Below are 13202 nucleotides of genomic sequence, written 5' to 3'. Positions count from 1 at the left end.
GCTCGGTGCTCACTGCGTGGTCTCCTCTGGGGAAGCGTCGATGGTTGCGGGCAGGTCCCGGCCGCGCACGGACCCGTCGGCGCCCTCCTCCTCGAAGCAGGTGCGGGTGCCGGTGTGGCAGGCCGCGCCGATCTGTTCCACCTCAATGAGGATGGTGTCGGCGTCGCAGTCGAGGCGGGCGCGGCGCACGTACTGGGCGTGGCCGGAGGTGTCGCCCTTGCGCCAGTATTCGCGGCGGGAGCGGGACCAGAAGGTGACGCGGCCCTCCTCGAGGGTGCGGCGCAGCGCTTCGGCGTCCATGTAGCCGAGCATGAGCACCTCACGGCTGGTGTGGTCCTGCACGACGGCGGGGATGAGCCCGTCGGCCCCCCAGCGGATGGAGGCGGCCTCGGCGCTCACAGGGCGCGGGTGAGCTCGTCGATGCGGGTGGTCTTCTCCCACTCGAAGTCCGGCAGCTCGCGGCCGAAGTGGCCGCCCACGGAGGTCTGGGAGAAGATCGGGCGCAGCAGGTCGAGCTGCTCGATGATGGCATCGGGTCGCAGATCGAACACCTTCGTGATGGCGGAGGCGAGGGCGGAGTCGGCGACCTTGCCGGTGCCGAAGGTGTCCACGTACAGGCCGACGGGCGCCGCCACACCGATGGCGTAGGCGACCTGCACTTCGCAGCGCTCAGCGAGCCCAGCGGCGACGACGTTCTTCGCCACCCAGCGCAGCGCGTACGCGGCGGAGCGGTCCACCTTCGACGGGTCCTTGCCGGAGAATGCGCCGCCGCCGTGGCGGGCCATGCCGCCGTAGGTGTCGACGATGATCTTGCGGCCGGTCAGGCCGGCGTCCCCCTTTGGACCGCCGATGATGAAGCGGCCGGTGGGGTTGATGTGGAGGCGGGTCTGGGAGGTGTCGAGGCCGAGCTCGGCCAGCTCGTCGAGGACGGGCTGGATGACCACCTGGCGGATGCCGGGGGTGAGCTGGTCGGCGAGGTCGACGTCGGCGGCGTGCTGGCTGGAGACGACGATCGCCTCGACGCTGCGGGCGATGTTGTCGTCGTCGTAGCCGATGGTCACCTGAGTCTTGCCGTCGGGGCGGAGGAACGGCAGGATGCCGTCTTCGCGGGCGGTGGTGAGGTTGAGGGCGAGGCGGTGCGCACTGTGGATCGGCAGCGGCATCAGTTCGGGGGTGTCGTTGCAGGCGTAGCCGAACATGAGGCCCTGGTCGCCGGCGCCCTGAAGGTTGCCGGTCTCGGTGAGGCCGGACTTGTGCTCGTGGGAGGTGTCCACGCCGAGGGCGATGTCCTCGGACTGGTTGCCGATGGACACTTCGATGCCGCAGGAGTCGGCGTCGAAGCCCTTCTCGGAGGAGTCGTAGCCGATCTTCCGGATGGTGTCGCGGACGATGCGGTTGACGTCCGAGTAGCCTTCGGTCCGAACTTCGCCGGCGATGTGGACGAGGCCGGTGGTGACGAGGGTTTCGACGGCGACCCGGGAGCTGGGGTCCTGGGCGAGCATGTCGTCGAGGATGGCGTCGGAGATCTGGTCGCAGATCTTGTCCGGGTGGCCGCCGGTGACCGACTCGGAGGTGAAGTAGCGCAGTCCCTGGGTCATTCTCGGCGTCCTTTTCGTTCGGGGTCAGAGGCTCCGCCGCTCGGGGTGAGCAGGCGGGCTATGGCGGTGAGGATGGCGTGGGCGACATCCGTTTTGGTGCCGTCAGCACGGTCGATCTCGCTGCCGGAGCCGTCCAACAGTACGACGGCGTTGTCCGCGGAGCCGAATGCGTGCTCCGCAACGTTGTTGAATGCGAGGAGGTCCGCGCCCTTGCGGCGGGCCTTGTCGCGCGCATGGTCCAGCGCGGTGGCGTGCTCGTCACCGGTTTCGGCGGCGAAGCCGACGATGACAGTAGGCCCGCTGCCGGCGCGTTCACGATTCGTCACAAGGCTGCGGAGGATGTCCTCGGTCTGTTCCATCTGGAGGGTGAGGCCGGCCTTCGGCGAGGTCTTCTTCAGCTTGCTGCCCGCTCCCCCACCGGTCGGGGCGAAGTCACTGACGGCGGCGGCCATGACGACGGCGTCGTGGTCTGCTTCGTGGCGGTGGACGGCCTCGGCGAGCTCGGCAGCGGAGTCGACGCGCTCCACGGCGATGCCGGTGGGCAGCGGTTCGGTGACGGCGCCGGCGAGGATGAGGGTGACATCGGCGCCGCGGGCTGCGGCAGCATGGGCGAGGGCGACGCCCTGTTTGCCGGAGGAGTGGTTGGAGATGAAGCGGACCGGGTCGATCGCTTCGCGGGTGCCGCCGGCGGTGATGAGGACCCGTCGGCCGGCGAGGTCGCGCAGGGGCGCGCCTGCAGCGGCAGCGCGGGCGCTGCCGGTGGGTGCGGCGGCGCGGGGTGCGCGCAGGGTCGCGAGGACGCGGTGGAGGATCTGCTCGGGTTCGGGCAGGCGGCCGGGCCCGGAGTCGGGGCCGGTGAGGCGGCCGACGGCGGGCTCCATCACGTCGATTCCCCGCTCGCGCAGGACGGTCACGTTGTCGCGGGTGGCGGGGTGCTCCCACATTTCGGTGTGCATGGCGGGCGCCATGATGACGGGGCCGCGGGCCACGAGGAGGGAGGCGGTCATCAGGTCGTCGGCTCGGCCCATGCGGGCGCGGGCGAGGAAGTCCGCAGTGGCGGGGGCGATGAGGATCGCGTCGGCGTCCTGGCCGGTGGCGACGTGCGCGACCTGGTCGACGTCCTCGAACACGGAGGTGAGGACGCGGTGCCCGGTGAGGGCCTCCCAGGTGGCGGCGCCGACGAACTCGAGGGAGGACGGGGTGGGGATGACGCGGACGTCCGCTCCCCACGCGGCAAGGCCGCGCACGATATGCGCGGCCTTGTACGCGGCGATTCCCGCAGTGACGCCGACGACGATGCGCTCACCTGCCAGGGGCTGATGCGTCATGCCGGGTCCGGGGGTGCTCAGAGTTCGAAGCTGATCGGTGCCTCGGGGGCGTCATCGCCGAGCTTGAGCGGCTGACGCGCTGGCTTCTCCGGCTCGGAGTCATCATGCTCCTTGGCGGTGAGCAGGCCTTCATCGATCTCGCGCAGCGCGATCGACAACGGCTTCTCCTGCGGATCAGTGTCGATCAGCGGTCCCACGTGCTCGAGGAGGCCGCCCTCCATCTGCGAGTAGTAGGAGTTGATCTGGCGAGCACGCTTCGCCGAGTAGAGCACGAGAGCGTACTTCGAATCGACGGTCTCCAGGAGACGGTCGATCGGCGGATTCGTGACGCCTTCGGGCTGTGCGACTGTTCCGGACACAGGTGTCCTTTCATCGAGCGGTTCGTACTGCAACCCACCATCATAGGCGGTGGGGTGTTCGGGTGGAAGGAGCGGCCGCCTCAGGCGGCGGTGACGTCTCCCACGCCGATGACGCGGGCGAGCTCCTCAACGGCACGGTCGAGGTCGTCGTTGACGATCGTCAGATCGAATTCCTTTTCGGCCGCCATCTCGGTCTCAGCGGTGAGCAGCCGGCGTTCGCGCTCCTCAGCGGTTTCGGTGCCGCGGCCGATGAGGCGGCGGACCAGTTCTTCGCGGGACGGCGGGGCGAGGAACACGAACTGCGCCTCCGGCATTGAGGCGCGCACCTGGCGGGCGCCGGCGAGGTCGATCTCGAGCAGGACGGGCCGGCCCGCCTGGAGCTGTTCGACGACGGGGCCGCGCGGGGTGCCGTAGCGGTGCTTGCCGTGCACGATGGCCCATTCCAGCATGTCGCCTGCGTCCACGAGGGAGGTGAACTCGTCCTCGCTGACGAAGTGGTAGTGCTCGCCGTCCTTCTCACCGGGGCGCGGCGGCCGGGTGGTCGCCGAGACCGACAGGTGGAGGTTCGGCTGCTTCTCCAGCAGGCGGTTCACGACCGTGCCCTTGCCGACGGCTGTGGGACCGGCCAGAACGGTCACGCGGGCTGGTTCAGCCGCCGGCGAGGGGGTCGTACGGGGGGTTCGAGAGGAAGGGGTCGTCACGTGTCTCAATCAGTCAGTCAGTCGGCGAAGTGGTCAAGGAGCTTCTGCGCCTGGTGGCGTCCCAGGCCGCGCATTTTGCGGGACGGCGATATGCCGATCTCCTCCATGATCTGCGCTGCCTTCACCTTGCCGATGCCGGGCAGCGATTCGAGCATGGCGGAGACCTTGAGCCGCGCTACGGCCTCGGACTCGTCGACCTCGCCGAGCAGGCGGCGGATCTCGTCCGCTCGGCTGCCGGTCGAGGACTTCAGGCGCGCCTTGACCGCGGCCCGCTCCTGACGGAGCCGCGCCGCCTTCTCGAGCGCAGCGGCGCGCGTCTCGGGGGTCAGTGTCGGAAGAGCCATCTTCGTCACCTCTTCATTCCAATGGCCGACGGGTGCACAGCACCGGGTGTGCCTGCGATCCCGCTCACGACTGAGGATAGCGGAGCGATATGGTCAGAACCCACCCTCTCGGGGATGAATCCCCAGACAGGCGCGTGGCCGGTCAGAGCGCGTAGTCGGCGCGGGTGCTCTCGCAGGCAGCGCTGATCGCACCGGCATCGGGGCCGGCCGCCATCAGCGAACGCGACATCGACACCAGCACGCGCGGCGCGGCAGAGCCGAACACGCTGCGCAGCTGTGCGGGACCGGCGCCCTGGGCACCGAATCCGGGAGCGAGCAGCGGCCCGCCCACGGCGTCCAGATCGATGCCGAGGTCCGCGGCGGCCGAGCCGATGGTCGCACCGACGACGAGTCCGACGCTCCCCCACTCCCCCGCGGCGCGCGCCTGAGCGTTCGCCTCGGCGGCGTGGCGAGCCATCACGGAGGCGACCGGAACGCCGTCCGCGGTGCGGGCGTGCTGCACTTCGGGGCCGTCGGGGTTGGAGGTGAGGGAGAGGACGAACATGCCCTTGCCGGCTGAGCACACCCGTTCGGCGGCGGGCTCGAGGGAGCCGTAGCCGAGGTACGGGGAGACGGTCAGGGCGTCGACCTCCATCGGTGCGCCGGGCGCGAGGAACGCCTCAGCGTAGGCACCCATCGTGGAGCCGATGTCGCCGCGCTTCGCATCGAGGATCGTGAGGACGCCCGCGGCGCGGGCGGCCTGCAGCAGCTCCTCGAGGACGGCGAACCCGTCGGCGCCGAAGCGTTCGAAGAACGCGGCCTGCGGCTTGATCGCGCTGACCCGGCCCTGGACCGCCTCGAGCATGCGCAGGGACAGGTCACGGGCACCGGCCGCGGTGTTCGGCAGGCCCCACTGCTCCAGAACGGAGGCGTGGGGGTCGATGCCGGCGACGATCGGGCCGCGTTCGGCGACGGACGCCTGCAGATCGGTTCCGAAGCTCATCGGCGCACGCCCTCCAGGTCCCGCTGGTGCTCCTGCAGCGACATGACGTCGAAGGGCCCGTCGGCGAGGGATTCGATGGCCTGCACAGCCGCGGAGAACTCCGAGATCGTCGTCATGATGGGCACGTCGATTGAGGTGGTGGAGGCACGGATCGCGTACCCGTCGGCCCGCGCGGACGAGCCGGTCGGGGTGTTGACCACCATGTCGATCTTCCCGGTGTCGATCAGGTCGATGATGGTGGGCTCACTGCTGCCGTCGGCCGCTTCGGACTTCTTGCGGGTGAGGGTGCAGTCCACGCCGTTGCGGCGGAGGATGCCGGCGGTGCCGGCGGTGGCGACGATCTCGAAGCCGAGGTCGAGCAGGCGCTTCGCGGGGAACACGATGGCGCGCTTCTCCGAATCGGCGACGGAGATGAACACGGTGCCGCTGGTGGGCAGGCCCTTCCCGGCGATGGCGAGCTGCCCCTTCGCGAAGGCGCGCGGGAAGGTGCGGTCCATGCCCATCACCTCGCCGGTGGAGCGCATCTCGGGGCCGAGGATGGAGTCCACAGAGCGGCCGCTGGCGGTGCGGAAGCGCTTGAACGGCAGCACGGCCTCCTTGACCGCGATCGGCTGGGTCAGCGGCATGAGGGTGTTGTCGCCCTCGGCCGGGAGCACGCCGCGCTCGCGCAGGTCCTGGATCGAAGAGCCGGCCATGATCAGGGCGGCGGCGCGGGACAGCGGCACCCCGGTCGCCTTCGCGACGAACGGGACGGTGCGGGAGGCGCGCGGGTTCGCTTCGATCACGTACAGGATGTCCTGCGTCATCGCGAACTGGATGTTGATCAGTCCGCGCACCCCGACGCCGCGGGCGATCGCCTCGGTGGATTCGCGGATGCGTTCGCACTGGGCATCGGACAGGGAGATCGGCGGGAGGGTGCAGGCGGAGTCACCGGAGTGGATGCCGGCCTCTTCGATGTGCTCCATGACGCCGCCCATGAACAGCTCCTCGCCGTCGAACAGGGCGTCGACGTCGATCTCGATGGCGGTGTCGAGGAACCGGTCGATGAGGATCGGGGCGTCGGCGCGGCCGGATTCGGGGAGGTTGCGCTGGACGTAGGAGCGGAGCTGCTCGTCGTCGTACACGATCTCCATGCCTCGGCCGCCGAGCACGTACGAGGGGCGCACCAGGACGGGGTAGCCGACGGTGTTCGCGACCTCGAGGGCGCCGTCGAGCTGGTAGGCGGTGCCGTACGGAGGGGCGGGCAGGTCCGCGTCCTGCAGCACGGAGCCGAAGTGGCCGCGGTCCTCCGCCATGTCGATGGCGTGGGGGCTGGTGCCGATGATCGGCAGACCGGCCTCTTCGAGGCGGCGCGCGAGCGACAGCGGGGTCTGGCCGCCGAGCTGCACGATCACACCGGCGACGGGGCCGGCGGCCTTCTCCGCTTCGTACACCCCGAGGACGTCCTCGAAGGTGAGCGGTTCGAAGTAGAGGCGGTCAGCGATGTCGTAGTCGGTGGAGACCGTCTCCGGGTTGCAGTTGATCATGACGGTCTCGTAGTCGTACCCGAGCTCCGGGTTGCGCAGCGCAATGGCGGCGTGGACGCACGAGTAGTCGAACTCGATGCCCTGGCCGATGCGGTTCGGACCGGAGCCGAGGATCAGCACGGCCGGCTTCTCCCGCGGCTCCACCTCGGTCTCCTCATCGAAGCAGGAGTAGTAGTAGGGGGTGCGGGACTCGAATTCGGCGGCGCAGGTGTCGACGGTCTTGAACACGGGCACCACGCCGAGGGCCTTGCGGACCCCGAACACGACGTCGTCGTTGATGCCGCGGATCTCAGCGACCTGTTCGTCGCTGAGGCCGTGGCGCTTGGCGCGGCGCAGCAGCGGCTCGTCGAGCACGGCGGCGTCGCGCAGTTCGGCGGCCACTTCGTTGACGAGCAGGATCTGGTCGAGGAACCACGGGTCGATGCCGGTCGATTCGTAGAGCCGGTCGATGAGCTCGTCGGCCCCGCGGTCGCCGCAGGCGGCGGCGCGGAGGATCTGCTGCACCTGCACGTGGCGGCGATCCGTGGGGGTGGCGGCCTGCTCGATGAGGGCGTCCAGCTCCTCCCCGGTGGGGGCGTCTCCGCGCCAGTGGAACCCGGCGCCCTTGACGTCGATGGAGCGCAGCGCCTTGCCGAGCGCTTCGGTGAAGCTGCGGCCGAGCGCCATCGCCTCACCGACCGACTTCATGGTGGTGGTGAGGGTGGGGTCGGCGGCGGGGAACTTCTCGAACGCGAAGCGCGGAACCTTCACCACGATGTAGTCGAGGGCGGGTTCGAAACTGGCGGGGGTGGTGCCGGTGATGTCGTTGCGGATCTCGTCCAGGGTGTAGCCGAGGGCGACTCGGGTGGCGATCTTCGCGATCGGGAAGCCGGTCGCCTTGGAGGCGAGCGCCGACGAGCGGGAGACGCGCGGGTTCATCTCGATGACGACGATGCGGCCCGTGGTGGGGTGGATCGCGAACTGGACGTTGCAGCCGCCGGTGTCGACGCCGACCTCGCGGATGATGGCGATGCCGATGTCGCGGATCTTCTGCATCTCCACGTCGGTGAGCGTCATCGCCGGGGCCACGGTGATGGAGTCACCGGTGTGGACGCCGACGGGATCCACGTTCTCGATGGAGCAGACGACCACGCAGTTGTCGTTGCGGTCGCGCATCAGCTCCAGTTCGTACTCCTTCCAGCCGAGGATGGACTCCTCGAGGAGCACCTCGGTGGTGGGCGAGTAGTGGAGGCCGTCGCCAGCAATGCGCCGCAGGTCCTCTTCGTCGTACGCCATGCCGGAGCCGAGGCCGCCCATGGTGAAGGACGGCCGGACCACCATCGGGTAGCCGAGCTCGTCAGCGGCGTCGAGGCATTCCTGCATGGAGTTGCAGATGCGGCTCCTGGCCGATTCGGCACCGGCGCGCTCCACCACGTCCTTGAACTGCTGGCGGTCCTCCGCCTTCTCAATGGCGGGGATGGAGGCGCCGATGAGTTCGCAGCCGAACTCCTTGAGAATGCCGCGCTCATCGAGCGCGATGGCGGCATTGAGCGCGGTCTGCCCGCCGAGGGTCGGCAGGATCGCGTCGGGCCGTTCCTTGGCGATGATGGTGCGGATGACGTCCGGGTCGATGGGCTCGACATAGGTGGCGTCGGCCATCTCCGGGTCGGTCATGATGGTCGCCGGGTTGGAGTTGACGAGGATGACCCGCAGGCCCTCTTCCTTCAGGACGCGGCACGCCTGAGCGCCGGAGTAGTCGAACTCGGCGGCCTGGCCGATGACGATCGGGCCGGAGCCGATGACGAGGACGGAGGAGATGTCAGTGCGGCGGGGCATCAGGAGTCCTTTCCTGCGCGGTGGGTGCGGATCATGTCCACGAGGGCGTCGAACAGGTAGTTGGCGTCGTGCGGGCCGGACGCGGATTCGGGGTGGTACTGGACGGAGAACGCGGGCCGGTCCTCCAGGTGGAGGCCTTCGACCACGTCGTCGTTCAGGCAGACGTGGCTGACGCGGACCCGGCCGAACTCGCCGTCGTTGTGCGGGGCGGTGACGGCCTCGCCGATGGGTGCGTCGACAGCGAATCCGTGGTTGTGGCTGGTGATCTCCACCTGGCCGGTGGCAAGGCGCTGCACGGGCTGGTTGATGCCGCGGTGGCCGTACTTGAGCTTGTACGTGCCGAAGCCGAGGGCGCGGCCGAGCAGCTGATTGCCGAAGCAGATGCCGAAGAACGGCAGGCCGCGGCGCAGGACCTCACGCAGCACCTCCACCTGCTCATCGGCGGTGGCGGGATCACCGGGGCCGTTGGAGAAGAAGACCGCGTCGGGACTGATCGCGAGGATGTCCTCGATGCCCGAGGCGGCTGGCAGGACATGGACGTCGAGTCCGCGGGCGGCCATGTGGCGCGGGGTGGCGGACTTGATGCCGAGGTCGAGCGCCGCAACGGTGCCGATCTTCTCGCCCTCCGCGGGGATGATGTACGCCTCGCGGGTGGTCACCTCGTCCACGAAGGAGGCGCCTTCCATGGTGGGAGCGGTGCGGACCTGCTCGAGGAGGGCGGCCTCGTCGGCCTGGTCGAGGGCGGGGCCGGAGAAGATGCCGCCGCGCATGGCGCCGGACTCCCGCAGCCGACGGGTGAGGGCGCGGGTGTCGATGCCGGCGATGCCGACGATCCCGGCGTCGGTGAGGGCGTCGACGAGGGGCTTCTCGCTGCGCCAGTTGGAGGTGCGGCGGGCGGCCTCGCGCACAACGTATCCGGCGGCCCAGATGCGGGAGGACTCCATGTCCTCGGCGTTGGTGCCGGTGTTGCCGATGTGCGGGGCTGTCTGCACCACGATCTGGCCCGTGTAGGAGGGGTCGGTGAGGGTCTCCTGGTAGCCGGTCATCCCGGTGGTGAAGACCACTTCGCCGAGGGTGGTGCCGCGCGCGCCGTAGGCGTCGCCGCGGAAGACTGTGCCGTCTTCGAGGATCAGAAGGGCGCCATCGCGCGTCATGAGTTCTCCTGGTGGATTGTGGTGCTGCGGGTCAGGAATTCGTTGTGGTCGTCACGGGTGTGGAAGCGGATGCCGGTGTCCAGTTCCCGCTCCCCCAGTCGCCAGCGGATGACGGACAGGCCGTTCCTGCCGACGACCTTGCCGGCCATGCCGCGCGCGGTGGTGATCTGCAGAACGGACTGCATGGGGATTTCGAAGCTGGTGGCGCCGGAGCGGACCAGTTGGATGCGGTCGCTGCCGAGGCGGACGGTCACTTCGCTGCGGGCGCCCATGTTGTGGACGGTGACCCGTTCCAGCGGCTGGCGCGCCTTCGTGGTGGAGACGTAGATCCCGTCGGCCTCCCAGCGGTCCGAGGCGGACGGCGCCGGGTGCTCCTCGACCGCTTCGGTCATCTCGTCCTCACTGGGAAGGTCGAGGTTCGAGACCGGGAGCGGTTCAGGGAGGTCGGAGTCGGAGTCGGTGCGGTTCTTCCATCCGAACCACATGGCGACGAGGATGCCGATGAACAGGACGCCGAGGACCGCCAGCGGCATGAAGCGGTCGGGTCTGAGGAGCTCATCCATGCACGAGCTCCCCGTCGCGCACGGTGAACCGGCCGTTGAATATGGTGGCGCGGTTCGTGCCGGGCAGGTCCATTCCCTCGAAGGGGGTGTTGGAGGAGCGCGAGGCGTGGTCGGCGGGGTCCACGGTGGCAGTGGTCGACGGGTCCCACAGCAGCAGGTTCGCCGGCTCCCCTGCCGCGATGGGGCGGCCGTGGCGGGCGTCGAGCCCGATCTGGGCGGGCTTCTCACTCATGACGCGGGCGACGTCCCGCCAGGTGAGGCGGCCGGTGTCCACCATGGTGGCCTGCACGATGCTGAGGGCGGTCTCCAGCCCGGTCATGCCGAAGGCGGCGCGGTCCCATTCGGTGTCCTTCGCGTCCCGCGGGTGCGGGGCGTGGTCGGTGGCGACGATGTCGATGGTGCCGTCGGCGAGTCCTTCGCGGACGGCGTCGACGTCCTTCTGGGTGCGCAGCGGCGGGTTCACCTTGTAGCGGGCGCTGTAGGTGCGGGCCTTCTCGTCGGTGAGGATGAGGTGGTGCGGGGTCACTTCGGCGGTGACGGCGATGCCGCGCTGCTTCGCCCACCGGATGATGTCGACGCTGCCGGCGGTGGACAGGTGGCACACGTGCAGGCGGGAGCCGACGTGCTCGGCGAGCAGGACGTCGCGCGCAATGATCGACTCCTCGGCGACGGCGGGCCAGCCCATGAGGCCGATCTCGGCGCTGACGGCGCCTTCGTGCATCTGCGCGTTGGGGGTCAGGGCGGGGTCCTGCGCGTGCTGCGCGATCACGCCGTTGACGGTCTTGACGTATTCGAGGGCGCGGCGCATGAGGAGGGGGTCGAACACGCATTTGCCGTCGTCGGAGAAGACGCGGACGCGGGCAGCGGATTCGGCCATGGCACCGAGGTCGGCGAGGCGCTCGCCCTCGAGGCCGACGGTGACCGCGCCGATGGGGAACACGTCGCAGTGCCCGGCTTCCTGACCGCGCTGGTGCACCTGCTCCACAACACCGGTGGTGTCGGCGGTGGGGGTGGTGTTGGCCATGGCGTGCACGGCGGTGAAGCCGCCGCGGGCTGCGGCCATGGTGCCGGTGTCGACGGTTTCGGCCTCTTCGCCGCCCGGTTCGCGCAGGTGGGTGTGGAGGTCCACGAGGCCGGGCAGGAGGATGCATCCGGTGCCGTCGACCTTTTCGGTGGTGGCGGTGACGCGGCCGGTCGCTTCGGGGCCGACGGCGACGATGTCCTCGCCGTCGATGAGGACGTCGGCGATGGTGTCGCCGTACAGCGAGGCGCCGGTGATGAGGATCGAGGTCATGATGCTTCCTCCGTGTGGGCTGCGAGGACGTGGTAGAGGACGGACATGCGGACGCTGACGCCGTTGTTGACCTGCTCGACGATGACGCTGCGGGGACCGTCGGCGACATCGCTGGCGATCTCGAATCCGCGGTTCATCGGGCCGGGGTGCAGGACGACGGCGTGGTCCGGGAGGCGGTCGGCGCGGTCGGTGGACAGGCCGAACCGGCGGGAGTACTCCCCTTCGGTGGGGAAGAATCCGCCGCCGACCATGCGCTCGCGCTGCACGCGCAGCATCATCACGGCGTCGGCGCCTTCGGCGATGGCGGCGTCCAGGCTGTAGGACACCTCGCACGGCCACGACTGGACGCCGATGGGGATGAGGGCGGGCGGTGCGACGAGGGTGACGGATGCTCCGAGCAGGCTGAGCAGCTTCACGTTGGAGCGGGCCACGCGGGAGTGCAGGATGTCGCCGACGATGATGACCCGCTTGCCGGCGAGGTCGGAGCCCGTCGGCCCCTCCACGAGGTGGCGGCGCAGCGTGTACGCGTCCAGCAGCGCCTGCGTGGGGTGCTCGTGAGTGCCGTCACCGGCGTTGACGATCGGCTTGTCGATCCAGCCGGCATTGGCGAGCAGGTGCGCGGCGCCCGAGGAGGAGGAGCGGACCACGATGGCGTCCGCCCCCATGGCGTCGAGGGTGAGCGCGGTGTCCTTCAGAGACTCCCCTTTGGACAGGCTGGAGCCCTTGGCGGAGAAGTTGATGATGTCGGCGCTGAGGCGCTTGGCGGCCGCTTCGAAGGAGATGCGGGTGCGGGTGGAGTCCTCGAAGAAGAGGTTGACCACGGTGCGGCCCACGAGGGTGGGGAGTTTGCGGATGGAGCGGGACTGGGTCTGCGCCATGTGCTCCGCGGTGTCGAGGACGTCGATGGCGTCCTGGCGGGACAGGTCGTCGATCGAGATGAGGTGCTTCATCGGGTCTCCTCCTCGGTGAGGGGACGTTCGAGGAGGACGGCATCGTCGCCGTCGGTCTCGGTGAGGTGAACGCGGACGGCTTCGCGGCGCGAGGTCGGCAGGTTCTTGCCGACGAAGTCCGCGCGGATCGGCAGGTCGCGGTGGCCGCGGTCCACGAGGACGGCCAGGCGCACGTTGCGCGGGCGGCCGAGAGAGCTGAGGGCGTCGAGGGCGGCGCGGATGGTGCGGCCGGAGAAGAGGACGTCGTCGACCAGGACGACTGTGCGGCCGTCGATGCCGCTGGGCGGCAGGTCCGTGGAGTACGGGACGCGCGTGGGGTGCTGAGCGAGGTCGTCGCGGAACATGGTGATGTCCAGGGTGCCGACGAAGTCGTCGATCTCGCGGTCAGTGGCGCCGGTGCGGCGCAGCGATTCGCCGATGCGGCGTGCGAGGGGGACGCCGCGGTTGTGGATGCCGAGGATGACGAAGTCGTCTTCGCCCTTCTGCGCTTCGACGATCTCGAAGCCGATGCGGGTGAGCGCTCGGCTGATCTCGTCCGCCCGGAGGACCTCGGTGCGGGTGGTGGGTGTATCGGTCATGTGGGGCTCC

The 13202-nt window shown here is 69.6% G+C and carries 13 protein-coding genes; all 13 read right to left on the bottom strand.

The window, feature by feature from the left end; translation table 11 throughout:
* Positions 1-9: 9 nt before the first annotated feature.
* A complete protein-coding gene (gene hisI / locus R3I40_RS04540; protein WP_285261574.1) occupies positions 10-399 on the bottom strand; it encodes a phosphoribosyl-AMP cyclohydrolase in 390 nt (129 codons plus the stop codon).
* Positions 396-1598, bottom strand: coding sequence for a methionine adenosyltransferase (gene metK, locus R3I40_RS04535; protein ID WP_183374297.1), 1203 nt, complete (start codon positions 1596-1598; stop codon positions 396-398). The genes hisI and metK overlap by 4 nt, the downstream gene beginning before the upstream one ends.
* Positions 1595-2926 carry a bifunctional phosphopantothenoylcysteine decarboxylase/phosphopantothenate--cysteine ligase CoaBC gene (gene coaBC / locus R3I40_RS04530; protein WP_285261573.1) on the bottom strand — a complete coding sequence of 444 codons (1332 nt, stop codon included), beginning with the start codon at positions 2924-2926 and terminating at the stop codon, positions 1595-1597. The genes metK and coaBC overlap by 4 nt, the downstream gene beginning before the upstream one ends.
* A 17-nt stretch (positions 2927-2943) precedes the next feature.
* Complete coding sequence (gene rpoZ / locus R3I40_RS04525; protein ID WP_285261572.1) at positions 2944-3285, bottom strand: DNA-directed RNA polymerase subunit omega; 342 nt, start codon at positions 3283-3285, stop codon at positions 2944-2946.
* A gap of 80 nt (positions 3286-3365) precedes the next feature.
* On the bottom strand, positions 3366-3923 hold the full coding sequence (gene gmk / locus R3I40_RS04520) for a guanylate kinase (protein ID WP_239374316.1): 558 nt from the start codon (positions 3921-3923) through the stop codon (positions 3366-3368).
* Positions 3924-4003: 80 nt separating this feature from the next.
* On the bottom strand, positions 4004-4330 hold the full coding sequence (gene mihF, locus R3I40_RS04515) for an integration host factor, actinobacterial type (RefSeq protein ID WP_183374289.1): 327 nt from the start codon (positions 4328-4330) through the stop codon (positions 4004-4006).
* A gap of 142 nt (positions 4331-4472) precedes the next feature.
* Complete coding sequence (gene pyrF, locus R3I40_RS04510; protein ID WP_183374287.1) at positions 4473-5312, bottom strand: orotidine-5'-phosphate decarboxylase; 840 nt, start codon at positions 5310-5312, stop codon at positions 4473-4475.
* Positions 5309-8653 (bottom strand): carbamoyl-phosphate synthase large subunit, encoded by a 3345-nt coding sequence (carB, locus tag R3I40_RS04505; protein WP_239374319.1) that lies wholly within the window; start codon positions 8651-8653, stop codon positions 5309-5311. The genes pyrF and carB overlap by 4 nt, the downstream gene beginning before the upstream one ends.
* Positions 8653-9807, bottom strand: coding sequence for a glutamine-hydrolyzing carbamoyl-phosphate synthase small subunit (gene carA, locus R3I40_RS04500; protein WP_285261571.1), 1155 nt, complete (start codon positions 9805-9807; stop codon positions 8653-8655). The genes carB and carA overlap by 1 nt, the downstream gene beginning before the upstream one ends.
* Complete coding sequence (locus tag R3I40_RS04495; protein WP_183374267.1) at positions 9804-10370, bottom strand: PH-like domain-containing protein; 567 nt, start codon at positions 10368-10370, stop codon at positions 9804-9806. Before R3I40_RS04495 ends, carA begins: the two co-directional genes overlap by 4 nt.
* A complete protein-coding gene (locus tag R3I40_RS04490) occupies positions 10363-11664 on the bottom strand; it encodes a dihydroorotase (protein WP_285261570.1) in 1302 nt (433 codons plus the stop codon). The genes R3I40_RS04495 and R3I40_RS04490 overlap by 8 nt, the downstream gene beginning before the upstream one ends.
* Entirely contained in the window at positions 11661-12614 is a 954-nt protein-coding gene (locus R3I40_RS04485) for an aspartate carbamoyltransferase catalytic subunit (RefSeq protein ID WP_259923054.1), read from the bottom strand. The genes R3I40_RS04490 and R3I40_RS04485 overlap by 4 nt, the downstream gene beginning before the upstream one ends.
* Positions 12611-13192: a bifunctional pyr operon transcriptional regulator/uracil phosphoribosyltransferase PyrR gene (gene pyrR, locus R3I40_RS04480; RefSeq protein ID WP_183374261.1), complete on the bottom strand. Its 582-nt coding sequence runs from the start codon at positions 13190-13192 to the stop codon at positions 12611-12613. The genes R3I40_RS04485 and pyrR overlap by 4 nt, the downstream gene beginning before the upstream one ends.
* Positions 13193-13202: the final 10 nt, after the last annotated feature.

It is taken from the genome of Helcobacillus massiliensis (genome assembly GCF_033106145.1).
In the GTDB taxonomy this organism is placed as follows: Bacteria; Actinomycetota; Actinomycetes; order Actinomycetales; family Dermabacteraceae; genus Helcobacillus; species Helcobacillus massiliensis.
Note: the sequence above shows the minus strand (reverse complement) of the source record. Positions and strands in the feature narration are given on the sequence as shown.

Bases quoted from the DNA above. Each gene is read 5' to 3' on its own strand.
- metK (WP_183374297.1), bottom strand. From the start codon at position 1,598: ATGACCCAGGGACTGCGCTACTTCACCTCCGAGTCGGTCACCGGCGGC.
- coaBC (WP_285261573.1), bottom strand. From the start codon at position 2,926: ATGACGCATCAGCCCCTGGCAGGTGAGCGCATCGTCGTCGGCGTCACT.
- mihF (WP_183374289.1), bottom strand. From the start codon at position 4,330: ATGGCTCTTCCGACACTGACCCCCGAGACGCGCGCCGCTGCGCTCGAG.
- pyrF (WP_183374287.1), bottom strand. From the start codon at position 5,312: ATGAGCTTCGGAACCGATCTGCAGGCGTCCGTCGCCGAACGCGGCCCG.
- carB (WP_239374319.1), bottom strand. From the start codon at position 8,653: ATGCCCCGCCGCACTGACATCTCCTCCGTCCTCGTCATCGGCTCCGGC.
- carA (WP_285261571.1), bottom strand. From the start codon at position 9,807: ATGACGCGCGATGGCGCCCTTCTGATCCTCGAAGACGGCACAGTCTTC.
- R3I40_RS04495 (WP_183374267.1), bottom strand. From the start codon at position 10,370: ATGGATGAGCTCCTCAGACCCGACCGCTTCATGCCGCTGGCGGTCCTC.
- R3I40_RS04490 (WP_285261570.1), bottom strand. From the start codon at position 11,664: ATGACCTCGATCCTCATCACCGGCGCCTCGCTGTACGGCGACACCATC.
- R3I40_RS04485 (WP_259923054.1), bottom strand. From the start codon at position 12,614: ATGAAGCACCTCATCTCGATCGACGACCTGTCCCGCCAGGACGCCATC.
- pyrR (WP_183374261.1), bottom strand. From the start codon at position 13,192: ATGACCGATACACCCACCACCCGCACCGAGGTCCTCCGGGCGGACGAG.